This is a genomic window from Streptomyces sp. MNU89, assembly GCF_020982505.1.
Classification (GTDB): Bacteria; Actinomycetota; Actinomycetes; order Streptomycetales; family Streptomycetaceae; genus Streptomyces; species Streptomyces xinghaiensis.
On the sequence record NZ_JAJKLL010000001.1, the window covers coordinates 5,943,662 to 5,958,229 of the forward strand.

General features: G+C 73.7%; 12 protein-coding genes. 6 read left to right on the forward strand and 6 right to left on the reverse strand.

What is annotated here, in order from left to right; genetic code table 11:
* Nucleotides 1-66 precede the first annotated feature (66 nt).
* The 5 genes from pgl to tkt are packed head-to-tail and all read right to left on the reverse strand — an operon-like array spanning nucleotide 67 to nucleotide 6,852.
* A complete protein-coding gene (gene pgl / locus E4N63_RS25370; protein ID WP_230241772.1) occupies nucleotides 67-849 on the reverse strand; it encodes a 6-phosphogluconolactonase in 783 nt (260 codons plus the stop codon).
* Entirely contained in the window at nucleotides 846-2,084 is a 1,239-nt protein-coding gene (opcA, locus tag E4N63_RS25375; RefSeq protein ID WP_230241773.1) for a glucose-6-phosphate dehydrogenase assembly protein OpcA, read from the reverse strand. Before opcA ends, pgl begins: the two co-directional genes overlap by 4 nt.
* Nucleotides 2,081-3,604, reverse strand: coding sequence for a glucose-6-phosphate dehydrogenase (zwf, locus tag E4N63_RS25380; RefSeq protein WP_125623629.1), 1,524 nt, complete (start codon nucleotides 3,602-3,604; stop codon nucleotides 2,081-2,083). Before zwf ends, opcA begins: the two co-directional genes overlap by 4 nt.
* A gap of 3 nt (nucleotides 3,605-3,607) precedes the next feature.
* Nucleotides 3,608-4,723 carry a transaldolase gene (tal, locus tag E4N63_RS25385; RefSeq protein ID WP_125623628.1) on the reverse strand — a complete coding sequence of 372 codons (1,116 nt, stop codon included), beginning with the start codon at nucleotides 4,721-4,723 and terminating at the stop codon, nucleotides 3,608-3,610.
* Nucleotides 4,724-4,758: 35 nt separating this feature from the next.
* A complete protein-coding gene (gene tkt / locus E4N63_RS25390; protein WP_230241774.1) occupies nucleotides 4,759-6,852 on the reverse strand; it encodes a transketolase in 2,094 nt (697 codons plus the stop codon).
* 439 nt (nucleotides 6,853-7,291) lie between these two features.
* Here tkt and E4N63_RS25395 point away from each other — a divergent pair, with 439 nt between their 5' ends.
* Together E4N63_RS25395 and E4N63_RS25400 are read left to right on the forward strand one after the other, a co-directional pair.
* Nucleotides 7,292-8,233, forward strand: a complete 942-nt coding sequence (locus E4N63_RS25395; RefSeq protein WP_374112891.1) for a heme o synthase — start codon at nucleotides 7,292-7,294, stop codon at nucleotides 8,231-8,233.
* Between the two features lie 99 nt (nucleotides 8,234-8,332).
* On the forward strand, nucleotides 8,333-8,737 hold the full coding sequence (locus E4N63_RS25400; RefSeq protein ID WP_228429732.1) for a hypothetical protein: 405 nt from the start codon (nucleotides 8,333-8,335) through the stop codon (nucleotides 8,735-8,737).
* Nucleotides 8,738-8,945: 208 nt separating this feature from the next.
* Here E4N63_RS25400 and E4N63_RS25405 read toward each other — a convergent pair whose 3' ends face one another.
* Nucleotides 8,946-9,944, reverse strand: coding sequence for a heme A synthase (locus E4N63_RS25405; protein ID WP_230241776.1), 999 nt, complete (start codon nucleotides 9,942-9,944; stop codon nucleotides 8,946-8,948).
* A 136-nt stretch (nucleotides 9,945-10,080) separates the two neighbouring features.
* Between E4N63_RS25405 and E4N63_RS25410 the strand changes: the two genes are divergently transcribed.
* The 4 genes from E4N63_RS25410 (at nucleotide 10,081) to E4N63_RS25425 (ending at nucleotide 14,532) form a co-directional block, all read left to right on the forward strand.
* On the forward strand, nucleotides 10,081-10,527 hold the full coding sequence (locus tag E4N63_RS25410) for a hypothetical protein (RefSeq protein WP_125623624.1): 447 nt from the start codon (nucleotides 10,081-10,083) through the stop codon (nucleotides 10,525-10,527).
* A 472-nt stretch (nucleotides 10,528-10,999) separates the two neighbouring features.
* Nucleotides 11,000-11,419, forward strand: coding sequence for an STAS domain-containing protein (locus E4N63_RS25415; RefSeq protein ID WP_125623623.1), 420 nt, complete (start codon nucleotides 11,000-11,002; stop codon nucleotides 11,417-11,419).
* 156 nt (nucleotides 11,420-11,575) lie between these two features.
* Complete coding sequence (locus E4N63_RS25420; RefSeq protein ID WP_230241777.1) at nucleotides 11,576-13,393, forward strand: PP2C family protein-serine/threonine phosphatase; 1,818 nt, start codon at nucleotides 11,576-11,578, stop codon at nucleotides 13,391-13,393.
* A complete protein-coding gene (locus E4N63_RS25425) occupies nucleotides 13,390-14,532 on the forward strand; it encodes a B12-binding domain-containing protein (RefSeq protein ID WP_230241778.1) in 1,143 nt (380 codons plus the stop codon). The genes E4N63_RS25420 and E4N63_RS25425 overlap by 4 nt, the downstream gene beginning before the upstream one ends.
* The last annotated feature ends 36 nt before the right edge of the window (nucleotides 14,533-14,568 follow it).

The window sequence follows — 14,568 nt, forward strand, 5'->3', positions numbered from 1 at the left end:
CGTGTGCACGGTGGTGCACGGTCCCGGGCCGTTCCCGGTACGAGCGGCCGAGCCGCGGGCGACGCGTCAGGGCGAGGCGGGCGGGTACATCTCGCGCGGCAGTCCGGCCGCGGCGGCCCGGTCGAGCAGCCACAGGGTGCGCCGGGTGCCGTACGCGCCCGCCGCCGGCACCTGGATCTCCCCGGCGCCGGAGAGCGCGAGCGCCACCGCCTTGGCCTTGTCCTCGCCCGCCGCCAGCAGCCACACCTCGCGGGCCGCGCGGATCGCGGGCAGGGTCAGCGAGATCCGGGTCGGCGGCGGCTTGGGGGCGCCGTGCACCCCGACCACCGTCCGCTCCGTCTCCCGTACGGCCGACAACTCCGGGAAGAGCGAGGCCACATGGGTGTCCGGACCGACCCCCAGCATCAGCACGTCGAAGGCCGGCACCGGACCGTGGTCCTCCGGGACGGTGGCCCGTTCCAGCTCGGCGGCGTACGCCGCGGCCGCGGCGTCCACGTCCGCGCCGTGCGGGCCGTCGGAGGCGGCCATCGGGTGGACCCGGGCCGGATCGAGGGGCAGTGCGTCCAGCAGGGCCTCGCGGGCCTGGGCCTCGTTGCGTTCGGGGTCGTTCGCGGGCAGGAAGCGCTCGTCCCCCCACCACAGGTCGATCCGTGACCAGTCCACGGCGTCCCGCGCCGGTGATCCGGCGAGCGCGGCCAGCAGCCCGATGCCGTTGCGGCCGCCGGTGAGCACCACCGAGGCGGAGCCGCGCGCCGACTGGGCGTCCACGATCTTCGTGATCAGCCGGGCCGCGGCGGCCTTGGCCATGAGTTCCTTGTCGCGGTGGACGACGATCTGCGGAGCGCTCACGGGGCCTGCCTCCCGGCGGGGCCGCCCGGGTCGCCCGGATCCTTGCGCGGCGGCTGCGGCCGGACGCCCTCCAGGGGCCGCGCCCCCGGCGGCGGAGGCGGCGGCGACGGCGGGCCGGAGGAACCGGCGGAACCGGCGGAACCGGCGGAACCGGCCGGGCCCGGCGGCGCGGGCCGCGGGGCCTCCAGCGCCCGGTGGGCCGGGGCCGACGGCTTCGCCGGCTCCGGCTCGGGCGGCGTCCGCCCGGCCGCCGGCGCCCCGGCCGCCGGTGCCGACCGCGCCCCGTTCACCGTCTCCGGCTGGATCGTCTGCTTGCCGAGCCGTCCGGCGCCGAACCGGACCGTGGCGGCGTACGCCTCGTCCGGGTCGAGCCGCCGCAGTTCCTCCGCGATGAGCTCGGAGGTCTCCCGCCGCTGGAGTGCGACATGCCGGTCCGGCTGCCCCGGCATCTTCAGCGCCGCCAGCGAGCCGTCCGCCCGGTGCAGGCAGATCTCGCCCTCACCGGTCGTCAGCCGAACGGCCGTCAGGCCCGGCCCCGCCGACACCTTGCGGGCGACCGGCACCTTCAGCCGGTCGGCCAGCCACAGCGCCAGCAGTTCGCTGCTCGGGTTGTACGCCTCGCCCTCGACCACGGCCGACTCGACCGGCGCGTGCCGCTGGTCCAGGGCGGCCGCCAGCACGCTGCGCCACGGGGTGATCCGGGTCCACGCCAGATCGGTGTCGCCGGGCGTGTAGGTCTCGGCCCGCAGCGCGAGCGTGGAGACGGGGTCCTCGGTGGCGGAGGCATCGGTGATGCGCCGGGCGGCCAGCTTGCCCAGCAGGTCCTCGTTGGGGTGCGCGGGCGCGTCCTCCGGCCACCACACGACCACGGGGGTGTCCGGCAGCAGCAGCGGGAGCACCACCGAGTGGGCGTGGTGGGCCAGTTCGCCGTGGAGCCGCAGCAGCACCGTCTCGCTGGTGCCGGTCTCCCCGCCGACCCGCACCTCCGCGTCGAGCCGTGCCAGCTTGCGGTCCCGGGGCGAGCGCCCCGGCCGCTTGATGACCACGAGGATGCGCGAGGGGTGCTCCTGGGAGGCCTGGCTGGCCGACTTCAGCGCGTCGTAGTGGTTGCCCTCGTCGGTGACGATGATGAGCGTCAGCACCATGCCGACGGCCGGCGAGCCGGCGGCCCGCCGCGCCTTCACCAGGCTGGAGTTGATCTGGCTGGAGGTGGTGTCCGTGAGGTCGATGTTCATGGCCGGCGCCAGCTCCGTCCGTCTCGTGCGAGCATCTCGTCCGCGGCCCTGGGGCCCCAGGTGCCGGCGGTGTACTCCTCCGGCTTGCCGTGGGTGTCCCAGTACTCCTCGATGGGGTCGAGGATGCGCCAGGACTCCTCCACCTCCTGGTGCCGCGGGAAGAGGTTGGCGTCGCCCAGCAGCACGTCCAGCAGCAGCCGTTCGTAGGCCTCGGGGCTGGAGGTGGTGAAGGACTCGCCGTACGCGAAGTCCATGGTGACGTCGCGGATCTCCATCGACGTGCCCGGCACCTTGGAGCCGAACCGGATGGTGACGCCCTCGTCCGGCTGGACCCGGATGACCAGGGCGTTCTGCCCCAGCTCATGGGTGTCGGTGGTGTCGAAGGGCGAGTACGGCGCGCGCTGGAAGACGACCGCGATCTCGGTGACGCGGCGGCCCAGCCGCTTGCCGGCGCGCAGGTAGAACGGCACCCCGGCCCAGCGGCGGTTGTCGACGGACAGCTTGATGGCGGCGTAGGTGTCGGTGCGCGAGTGGGAGCTGATGCCCTCCTCCTCGCAGTAGCCGAGCACTTCCTCGCCGCCCTGCCACCCGTGCTTGTACTGGCCGCGCACGGTGTGCTTGCCCAGGTCCTCCGGGAGCCGGACGGCCTTGAGCGCCTTCAGCTTCTCGGTGACCAGGGCCTTGGCGTCGAAGGAGGAGGGCTCCTCCATCGCGGTCAGCGCCAGCAGCTGGAGCAGGTGGTTCTGGATGACGTCCCGTGCGGCGCCGATGCCGTCGTAGTAGCCGGCCCGGCCGCCGATGCCGATGTCCTCGGCCATCGTGATCTGCACGTGGTCGACGTAACTGCGGTTCCAGATCGGCTCGAACATGGTGTTGGCGAAGCGCAGCGCCAGGATGTTCTGGACCGTCTCCTTGCCCAGGTAGTGGTCGATCCGGAAGACGTCCGCGGGCTGGAACACCTGGTGGATGATGTGGTTGAGCTCCTGGGCGCTCTCCAGGTCGTGGCCGAACGGCTTCTCGATGACGGCGCGCCGCCAGGAGTCGCCCTGCCCCTCCGACAGCCCGTGCTCCTTGAGCTGCCGGACGACGGTGGGGAAGAACTTCGGCGGCACCGAGAGGTAGAAGGCGAAGTTGCCGCCGGTGCCGCGGGCCTTGTCGAGCTCGTTGATGGTGGCCTTCAGCTTGCGGAAGGCCTCGTCGTCGTCGAAGGTGCCCGGGACGAAGCGGAAGCCCTGGCTCAGCTGCTGCCAGACCTCCTCGCGGAACGGGGTCCGGGCGTTCTCCTTGATCGCGTCGTGGACGACCTGGCAGAAGTCCTGGTCCTCCCACTCCCGTCGGGCGAACCCGACCAGGGAGAACCCCGGCGGCAGCAGTCCGCGATTGGCCAGATCGTAGACGGCGGGCATCAGCTTCTTGCGGGACAGGTCCCCCGTGACGCCGAAGATGACCAGACCGGACGGCCCCGCGATGCGCGGGAGCCGCCGGTCCGACACGTCACGCAGCGGATTGCTGCTGCTCAATGTTCACGCCTCCGGAGCGAGTCGCTTCAGCTCGGCCTCGGTGGATTCGAGGAGGTCGGTCCAGGACTTCTCGAACTTCTCCACGCCCTCGTCCTCCAGGAGCTGGACGACCTCGTCGTAGGAGATGCCGAGCTTCTCCAGCGCGTCGAGGTCGGCGCGGGCCTGCTCGTAGCCGCCGGTCACCGTGTCACCGGTGATCTCGCCGTGCTCGGCGACGGCCTCCAGGGTCGCGTGCGGCATGGTGTTGACCGTGCCGGGGGCGACCAGCTCGTCGACGTACAGGGTGTCCTTGTACGCCTTGTCCTTGACGCCGGTGGAGGCCCACAGCGGCCGCTGCCGGTTGGCGCCCTCGCGCTCCAGTGCGGCCCAGCGGTCGGAGGCGAAGACCTCCTCGTACGCCTGGTAGGCGAGCCGGGCGTTGGCCAGGGCGGCCTTGCCGCGCAGGGCCGCCGCCTCCTCGGTGCCCATGCCGTCGAGCCGCTTGTCGATCTCGGTGTCCACCCGGGACACGAAGAAGGAGGCGACCGACTGGATCCGGGAGAGGTCCAGGCCGGCGGCCTTCGCCCTCTCCAGACCGGAGAGGTAGGCGTCCATGACCGCGCGGTAGCGCTCCAGCGAGAAGATCAGCGTGACGTTGACGCTGATCCCGAGGCCGATGGCCTCGGTGATCGCCGGAATGCCCGCCTGCGTGGCCGGGATCTTGATGAGCGTGTTCGGCCGGTCCACCAGCCAGGCCAGCTGCTTGGCCTCGGCGACGGTGGCGTGGGTGTTGTGCGCCAGCCGCGGGTCGACCTCGATGGAGACCCGGCCGTCGCGGCCGTCCGTGGCGTCGAACACCGGCCGCAGCACGTCGGCCGCGTCCCGGACGTCCGCCGTGGTGATCATGCGCACGGCCTCTTCGACGGTCACCCGCCGTACGGCGAGGTCGGAGAGCTGCCGCTCGTACCCCTCGCCGCCGGAGATGGCCTTCTGGAAGATGGTCGGATTGGTGGTGACTCCCACGAGGTGGCTGGTGTCCATCAGCTCCGCGAGTTCACCGGACGAGATGAACGTGCGGGACAGGTCGTCCAGCCAGATCGCCACGCCCTCGTCGGAGAGGCGCTTGAGTGCGTCTGCCATAAGAGTTGCAACTCCTCCTTGTACGGATACGGGCGTCAGCGACCCGCGGCTTCGAGGGATTCCCGGGCCGCGGCCTCGACGGCCTCGGCGGTGAGGCCGAACTCGCGGTACAGCACCTTGTAGTCGGCGGAGGCACCGAAGTGCTCCAGGGAGACGATCCGGCCCGCCTCGCCGGTGTACCGGTGCCAGGACAGGCCGATTCCCGCCTCTACCGCCACCCGGGCGCGGACGGCCGGGGGTAGCACGCTGTCCCGGTACCCCTGGTCCTGCTCCTCGAACCACTCGACGCAGGGCATTGACACCACGCGGGCGGGGACCCCGGACGCCTGGAGGCGCTCCCGGGCCCCGACGGCCAGCTGCACCTCGGAGCCGGTGGCGATGAGCACCACCTGCGGGTCGGCGGCCTTCCCGTCGGCGTCCTCGGCCTCGAACAGGACGTAACCGCCCTTGGCGGCTCCGCCGTTCGCGGCGTACGTCGGCACGTTCTGCCGGGTCAGGGCCAGTCCGTGCGGGGCGGGCTTGGCGGTGTGCCGGCGGATGATCTCGCCCCAGACCGCGGAGGTCTCGTTGGCGTCGGCCGGGCGGACCATGTTGAGGCCCGGGATGGCGCGGAGCGCGGCCAGGTGTTCCACCGGCTGGTGGGTGGGGCCGTCCTCGCCGAGGCCGATCGAGTCGTGCGTCCAGACGTACGTGACCGGCAGCTCCATCAGGGCGGCGAGCCGGACGGCGGGGCGCATGTAGTCGGAGAACACCAGGAAGGTGCCGCCGTAGACGCGGGTGTTGCCGTGCAGCGCGATGCCGTTCATGGTCGAGCCCATGGCGTGCTCGCGGATGCCGAAGTGCACCGTGCGGCCGTAGGGGTTCGCCTCGGGCAGCGGGTTGTCCGCCGGGAGGAAGGAGGAGGTGGCGTCGATCGTGGTGTTGTTCGAGCCGGCGAGGTCGGCGGAGCCGCCCCACAGCTCGGGGATGATCTGCCCGAGCTCCTTGAGGACCTCACCGGAGGCCTTGCGGGTGGCGACGTCCTTGCCGGGCTCGAAGACCGGCAGCTTGCGCTCCCAGCCCTCGGGCAGCTCGCCCGCGCTGATGCGGTCGAACTCGGCGGCGCGCTCCGGGTTGGCGTTCCGCCAGTCCTGCATCCGCTTGTCCCAGGCGGCGCGGGCCTCGCGGCCCCGGTCGGCGACGGCGCGGGCGTGCGCCAGGACCTCCGCGTCCTCCGGGAAGTGGACCTCGGGGTCGAAGCCGAGCACCCGCTTGGTGGCGGCGACCTCCTCGGCGCCCAGCGCCGAGCCGTGCGAGGCCTCGGTGTTCTGCGCGTTCGGCGCCGGCCAGGCGATGATCGTGCGGGCGGCGATCATGGAGGGCCGCCCGGTCTCGGCCTTCGCGGCCCGGAACGCCGCGTACAGCGCCTGCACGTCGAAGTCGCCGTTCGGCGCCTGGTCGACGCGCTGGACGTGCCAGCCGTACGCCTCGTAGCGCTGCAGCACGTCCTCGGAGAGGGCCGTCGCGGTGTCGCCCTCGATCGAGATGTGGTTGTCGTCGTAGAGCGCGATGAGGTTGCCGAGCTTCTGGTGCCCGGCGAGCGAGGACGCCTCGGCGGAGACGCCCTCCTCCAGGTCGCCGTCGGAGACGATCGCCCAGACGGTGTGGTCGAACGGGGAGCCGCCCTCGGGCGCCTCCGGGTCGAACAGTCCGCGCTCGTAGCGCGCGGCCATCGCCATGCCCACGGCGTTGGCGATGCCCTGGCCGAGCGGGCCGGTGGTGGTCTCCACACCGGTGGTGTGGCCGAACTCCGGGTGCCCCGGGGTCTTGCTGCCCCAGGTGCGGAAGGCCTTGAGGTCGTCCAGCTCCAGTCCGTAGCCGGCCAGGTAGAGCTGGATGTAGAGGGTCAGGCTGGAGTGGCCGGGGGAGAGGACGAAGCGGTCCCGTCCGGTCCACCCGGCGTCGGAGGGGTCGTGCCGCATCAGTTTCTGGAACAGGAGGTAGGCGGCGGGCGCCAGGCTCATGGCCGTGCCGGGGTGGCCGTTACCGACCTTCTGCACGGAATCCATGGCCAGGACTCGGGCGGTGTCAACGGCCCGCTGGTCCAGCTCTGTCCACTCGAGCTCTGTGGTCGTCGGCTTGATGCTCACCCTGGGTCAGGGCTCCTCTCCACAAGGTCGCAGTGCCGGTGACTTGGCTCACCGGGCGGTGTCGAGCCTATCTCGCACCCGTGTGCGTGCTTTCGACCGTCCAACTGTCGGAACCGCACCTCACGGAGGCTTCTGTCCGCCTGGCGCACCCCTCCCGCCGCGGCCGTACGGTGCGTCGGTGCGGCCCTGGCCGGGTTCCCCGCCGGACGCATGATCAGACCTGTCGGGCATCCATACGGGCCCTGGGCCCCAACTGCTCAAACGGAGGGGCGCCGCGCCCGCCGAACACGTCCGGCACCCCCGGCGGCGGGCGTGGTACCCGGGGCGTCTAAAGTGGCGTGGTACGCGCAAGCCGTGACCGGACCCGTCGGTTCCGGGCGGACTTGCAGGATCTCCCCGCGGCACCGAGCCGCCGATGTCATTCACCACAGGGGTGCGCGTGACGGTCGTCGATTCCCATCCAGTGCGGGTGCCCGTGATGGGCCCCGGCTACCGGCCACTCGATGCCCGGGTCAAGGCTTTCTTCGCGCTGACGAAACCGCGCGTCATCGAGCTGCTGCTGATGACCACCGTCCCGGTGATGTTCCTCGCCGCGGAGGGTGTGCCGGACCTGTGGCTGGTCCTGGCCACCTGTATCGGCGGCTTCATGTCGGCCGGCGGCGCCGGCGCGTACAACATGTACATCGACCGGGACATCGACGCGCTGATGGACCGCACCTCGCAGCGTCCGCTGGTGACGGGCATGGTCTCGCCGCGCGAGTGCCTGGTCTTCGCCACCGTGCTCGCCGCCGGCTCCACCGCGTGGTTCTGGTTCCTGGTCAATCCGCTGTCCGCGATGCTCTCGCTGGGGGCGCTCCTCTTCTACGTCGTCGTCTACACGATGTGGCTCAAGCGGCGTACCGCGCAGAACATCGTCTGGGGCGGCATCGCGGGCTGTATGCCGGTCTTCATCGGCTGGTCCGCGGTGCGCAACGAGGTCTCCTGGGCCGCGCTCGTCCTCTTCCTGGTCATCTTCTTCTGGACGCCGCCGCACTACTGGCCGCTGTCGATGAAGGTCAAGGACGACTACGCGCGGGTGGGCGTCCCGATGCTGCCGGTGGTCGCGGGCAACAAGGCGGTCGCCCGGCAGATCGTCCTCTACAGCTGGGTGATGGTCGGGGTCTCGCTGCTGCTGTGGCCGCTGGGCTACACCGGCTGGTTCTACCCGGCTGTGGCCGTCGTCCTCGGCGCGTTCTGGCTCAAGGAGGCGCACGGACTGCAGGCGCGCGCCCGGGCCGGGATCACCGGCGCCAAGCTGAAGGAGATGCGGCTGTTCCACTGGTCCATCACCTACGTCTCCCTGCTCTTCCTCGCCGTCGCGGTGGACCCCTTCCTTCGCTAGGGCCCCCGGCGGTTCCGGCTCGGTACGGGCCGGGTGCGTGGTCAAGGCCACGCACCCGGCCCGTCGCCAGTTGATCTACCCGTGGGTAGCATCCTGGTCATGGCAGACAGCAAGCAGGACCAGGACGCGGGCGGCACCCAGGCCGCCGGAGACACCGCCGCGGCGGCCGGGAAGGCGACCGGGGCGGACAAGAGGGCCGAGCGCCGGGTGGCCAAGCTGGCCCGGGAGATCAACGCCTTCGCCCAGCACCACGGCGGCTCCGCCGAGGGGCAGATCGCGCACCTCGGGCAGACGGGTGCCCGGATCGTCCTCGTCGGCGCCGACGGCGGCTGGGGCGACCTGGTGGCGCCGTCCCACGCGATCGCGGAGCGCGCGGCCGAGAAGGCCGGCATCACCGTGCACGAGAACTTCGACGGGGAGATGGCGGCCCGGGTCCGCACCGGACCGTACGAGTGGTCGCGCATGGCCGGGATCCAGCTCGGCGGCCCGCGCAACGCCGCCTGACCGGAACGGGTGCCCCGGACGCGTCTGCCGCCGGGCGGGGACGGCTGGCCGGTGGGCGGCTGATCCGGGGCGGCGGACGGCCCCTCCCGGCGCGGTCGGCGCAAGCCGTGACCGTGCCGGGAGGGGGCCGTCCTGTGTCCGGGGCGCGAGGGGCGCGGCATCCGGAGCCGGGCCGGAGCCGCCGCGGAGCCGGCGTCCGGAGCCGGGGTCAGAGAGCGGCGGCGACCGCCGGGCCCTCCTGCCGGGGTGCCGGCGGTACGAGCGGCTCCGCCGCGACGGCGGGCCGCTCCCGCAGGGAGAGCAGGACCCGGATCACGCCCACCCAGACCAGGCAGGAGCCGAGCATGTGCAGGCCCACCAGAACCTCGGGCAGGTCGGTCAGGTACTGCACGTAACCGATGGCGCCCTGCGCCAGCAGCACCGCCATCAGCAGGGCGGTGCGCCTGCGGGGCGCGGCCGGGGCGTCCACCGCGCGCAGCACCACCCAGAGCGCGGCGGTCAGCAGGACCACCGCCCAGGCGAGCAGCGCGTGCACCCGGGTGACGGTCTCCCAGTCCACGCCCATCCGGGGCACCTCGCTGCTGTCGCCCGCGTGCGGGCCGGCGCCCGTGACCACGGTGCCGGCGATCACCAGGAGGGCGGTGACGGCGGCCAGCGCCCACGCCAGCGCGCGTACCCGGGGACCGGCGAGCGGCCGGGGGGCGCCGTCGCCCTCCCGCGTCCGCTCCCAGGTGACGGCCGTCACCGTGAGCAGCGCGGTGGCGGCGAGGAAGTGCCCGGCGACGATGTACGGGTTGAGCTCCAGCAGCACCGTGATGCCGCCCAGCACCGCGTTGGCCAGGACGACGAAGAACTGCAGCCAGCCCAGCCGGGTGAGGCTCCGGCGGCGCGGCTCGGCGGAGCGGGCCGCGATGATCGTCCAGCCGACCGCCGCGGTCAGCACGTAGGTGAGCATGCGGTTGCCGAACTCGATGGCGCCGTGCAGCCCCATCTCCCGGGTGGCGATCAGGCTGTCGCCGGAACATTTGGGCCAGGTGTCGCAGCCGAGCCCGGAGCCGGTCAGCCGGACGGCACCACCGGTCACGATGATGACGATGCTCATCAGCAGCGCGGTGAGCGCGGCCAGCCGGACCGTCCGCGGGGACGGCGTCCAGCGGGCGGCGATGGCGGCGAGGGGATTGGGCACGATTGCGGTCGGCTTGGACACGGGTCCATCGTAAACATGCCCTTGTGCATCTTTTCACGAGGGTCCCGGTCCGCGTCCCCGGCGGCCGGGGCGGGGGAAGCACGGAGGTGGTGGTTTTCCGTTCACCGGACAGGGCGATCTTTGACAGGATTCCGTCATGGAGACCTCAGACGTGTGGCTGGACACCGACGCCCACTTCGCCCCCGGCAGGGAACTCTTCCGCTCCGAACGCGCCTTCTCCGTCTGGGCCTACACGGTCAGCCACGGTCAGCTGCTGCTGCGCGCCCGTTCCGTCGGCCGGGACGGTACGCGGCAGTCCCGGATCGATGTGCTGTTCAAGCCGGTGCGGGCGGTCAAGACCGGCATCAACTACAGCGGTCTGGTGATCCGCTGCGCCACGGAGCAGGAGCGGAAGCTGATCCTGGCCGACACCGGGCACGCCCGCCGCGACGACCGGGTGCTGGTACTGGAGACCGCCGGCGGGCGCCGGGACCACGTCGTGGCGGGAGCCGTCGGCTGGAGCGAGGACTGGGAGGGCGACCACGAGCCGAGCCGGCTGGCCTTCCTGGCCCCCGGAGCCCTTCCGGGGCGGCTTCTGCCGTGAGCTCCCGCGTTTCCGGCCCTCCGCGGAAACGGAAGCGGAGAGTACGCTTTTGCCGGGAACCGGTTTCTGCGCGGGGGTTGGGCAGAAGAACGGTGGAACGGAAGCGGCCGGCCGCCTCCCCGCGTCCCTTTACGGACGTTCCGCCCGTCGTGAGTATTTTCGAAACGGTCTGTACCGCGCCTACGCTGAACCACGGAGCGGCCGGACACCGGGGGGAACCGGGCGGGACGGACGAGGAAGAGGGGCAGCGCATGCGAGGAACCGGACACCCGACACCGGTGCCCCGGCGCCGCCCGGCGCCGGGGACCACCGCGCCGGCGCCGTGCTCCGGCGCCGTGCGCCGTCCCGGCGGCCCCGCCTCCCGTCCCCGTCCGATCACCAGCGCGGCCGGTGCGGCGCCCCCCGCTCCGGCCGCCCCCGCGTCCGCCGACGGCGGCGCTCGCCGACACGTCCGGCAGGAGCCCGTGCCCTCATGACCGAACCGCTCAGTCTCAGCGTCCACCACGCCGACGGCCCTCTGGCGCTGCTCCGTGTGGAGGGCGAACTCGATCTCGAAACCGCTGCCACCCTGCGGTCCCGCGGCCTCGAACTGATGGATGCCGGCCGGCGCCATCTCGTCCTCGACCTGGCCCCCGTGCCGTTCTGCGACTCCTCCGGCCTCAACGCCTTCATCAACCTGCTGCGCCACGCGGGCGAGCACAACGGCTCGCTGACCCTGGCCGCGCCGCCCCACTCCCTGAGCCGGCTGCTGGAACTCACCGGGGTCGGCCGGCTGATCCCCGTCCACGCCAGTGCCGACGACGCCCTGGCGGCGGTCCGCGCCGGTCTCGGCGGGAGCGCACCGGAACCGCCGCAGGAGAACGGGCCGGACGCCGGCCGGCCGCAGGACTGACGGGCGGGGCCGGCCGGTCCGGCTCCGGGCCGCCCCCGGCCGCGTCCCACGCGGAGCGGTTGCCGCGCGGCCGGGCGCGGGAGATCGTCGGGGGAGGGGGACCGGCCGTCGTCCAGCGTTGCGAGGTGAGGGGCCCGCGGTGCGGGCCGTGCTCCCGTGGAACATTCCGTAGAGCCTGCAGCCGACGGCGGCGGTGCCGGGCTCGGCACCGCCTGGCGGTCCGCGCCGTACCCGGTGCTCGCGGTCGGCGCGGACGGTGTGGTGCGCTCCGTGAGCGAGGCGGCCGCGGAGCTGAGCCCCGCCGTCCGTCCGGGCGCACGGCTGCGGGACACCGCCCCGGGCTGGCTGGCCGCAGCACACGACCGGCTCACCGGCGGCCTCCGGGGCGGGCCCGGGACCGCCGGGCAGCGGGAGAGCGGGCGGCGGGACCGGGCAGCCGCCGGCGCGGCCGGCGGGCGGATCGGTGAGCGCCACTTCCTGGCGCACCCCACCCCGCACCCCGGCGGCACCGTGCTGTGGTGGCTGGTGGACGACACCGCCCGCCGTGCCGCGGACGACGCGCTGCGCGAGGAGCGGTGGCGCACCGAGGCGCTGGCGGACGCCGCCAACCTGCTGCTGGCCTCGCTGAATCCCGCACGCTGCGAGGAGGCGGCCGCACGCTTGGCGGCCGAGCACTTCGCGGAGGCCGCGCTGGTGGTGGTCCCCGGCCCCGGGCGCCGGCTGCCGGTGGTCTTCTGCGAACGCGGCGGACGCCCGGTGCGCCGGCCCGCGGGCGTGGACCCCGCAGGGATGCCGGGGCTGACGGAGGCGTTGCGCGGCGCCCCGCTGCCGCCCCCGCGGTGGGTCGCTCCCGGGGACGCGCCCGAGTGGGTGGTCCCGGACGGGTTCGGACCCGTGGGTTCGATCGTGGTGAAGACGCTTCCGGGGCCCCTGGAGAAGCCGTCGGGCGCGCTGATCCTGCTGCGCGCCGGGCCGGCCGGCTTCCCGGAGCGCGAGGAGCTCTTCGCCCGTCTGTTCGCCTCGCGCGCCGGGGCGGCGATCTCCGCCGCCCGGCTGTACGCGGAGCAGGCCGCGATCACCGAGACGCTGATGCGCGAACTCCGGCCTCCGGTCCTGCACCGCACCGCCGGTGCCGAGTTCGCCGGCGGCTACCGCGCGTCCTCGGACACCGAGCAGGTCGGCGGCGACTTCTACGACGTCCACCCCCTGCCGGACGCCGCCGGGGGCGAGGGGGCCCTGGTGATCCTCGGCGATGTGTGCGGCAAGGGACTGGAGGCCGCCGTCCTGGCGGGCAAGATCCGTATCACGCTGGAGGCCCTGGTTCCGCTGGCCGGGGATCACCACGAGGTGCTGAGCCTGCTCAACGGGGCCCTGCTCAACTCCCCGCAGCACACCCGCTTCGCGACCCTCGTGCTGGCCTCGGTCCTCCCCCGGGAGGGCGGTCTGGAACTGCGGGTGACGAGCGCGGGCCATCCGGCGCCGCTGATCGTACGGGCCGGCGGGCGGGTGGAGGAGACCGCGACCTCCGGCACGCTGGTCGGCCTGCTGCCGGAGGTCGAGACGGTCACGGTGCGGACGACCCTCGCACCGGGGGAGACCTGCGTGCTCTTCACCGACGGCATCACCGAGGCCCGCGGCGGGCCGCTGGGCCGGGAGATGTTCGGCGAGGAACGGCTGCGGCAGGCGCTCTCGGAGTGCGTGGGGCTGCCGCCGGAGGCCGTCGTGGAACGGGTCCAGATGCTCGCGGCCGAGTGGGCGGGCCCCGGCCCCGCCGACGACAGGGCCGTCGTCGCCATCGCGCCCCCGCGTGGAGGGCCGCACGCCGGGCCACCGCCTCCCGGAGCGGACGGGCTCGGGACGGACGGGCACGGCGGCCGGGCCGGCTCCGGCCGGAGCGGCGGCCACGGCGGCTCCCCCCGCCACGGTGGGCCTCCCGGCACCACCGGACACCGACCGGACAGGGGCACCCCATGACCGTACGAGAACCCGGGGACCGGCACCCCGGCCCCGCCGCGTACGCGCGCGAGCTGTGGGAGGCCGTCGTGGACGGGGACGAGTACGCGGCCACCCGGACGGCCCTCGCCGCCCTCGACGCGGGCCTCGACCACGAAAGCGTGCTCCTCGACGTCATCGGCGCGGTGCAGCGCAAGGTCGGCGTGGAGTGGGCCGCCAACCGCATGAGCGTGGCCGGGGAGCACGCGGCCACCGCCATCAACGACCGCGTGATCGCCGTCGTCGCCCACCACGGCGAGCCGCCGCGGGCGGAGCCCCCGCGCGGACGGCTCACCGTGGCCTGCGTGGACGGGGAGTGGCACGCGCTGCCGGCCCGGCTCCTCGCCGAGGTGCTGAAACTGCGCGGCTGGCGTGTGGACTACCTCGGCGCCCAGGTCCCCGCCCCGCACCTCATCGCCCATCTGCACCGCACCGGACCGGAAGCGGTCGCCCTCTCGGGTTCGCTCGCCACCCGGCTGCCCACCGCCCACGCGACGATCATGGCCTGTCAGGGTGCCGGGGTGCCCGTGCTGGTCGGGGGAGCCGCCTTCGGGCCGGACGGACGCTACGCGCGCCTCCTGCACGCGGACGCCTGGGCGCCCGACGCCCGATCCGCCGCCGGCCGGCTCGCCGACGACCCGCTGCCGCCGCCGCGCCCCGTCCGCCGGGCCGTCGACGACCTGCCGCACCTGGCGGACCAGGAGTACACCCGGGTCTCCGAGGCCGCTCCGCGCCTGGTCGAGGCGGTGCTGGACGATCTGGAGCGGCGCCTGCCGGAAACGGCCGGCCTCACCGGCGGCCCGCGCCGCGAGCTCGCCGAGGACATCGCGCACCTCGTCGACTACCTCGCCGCCGCCCTCTACACCGACGACGCCGAGCTGTTCACGGGCTACGTGCTCTGGACGGCGGGGGTGTTCGCGGCACGGGACGCGGACGCGCACCACCTGCCGACGGCCCTGGACGTCCTCGACGGGCAGCTCGGGGACTGCCCCCGCGCCCGGCGGCTGCTGGACCGGGCCCGCCGGGCCGCCGACCCCACACCCACACCCCGCCCCCGCTTCCGGCGGCGGGGACCCGGCCCGTCCGGCGGACACGGACCCGGGCGCGAACCGGGCCGCTGACGCGTCACCGGGACGGTTCCGGGCCCGCGCCGCGCG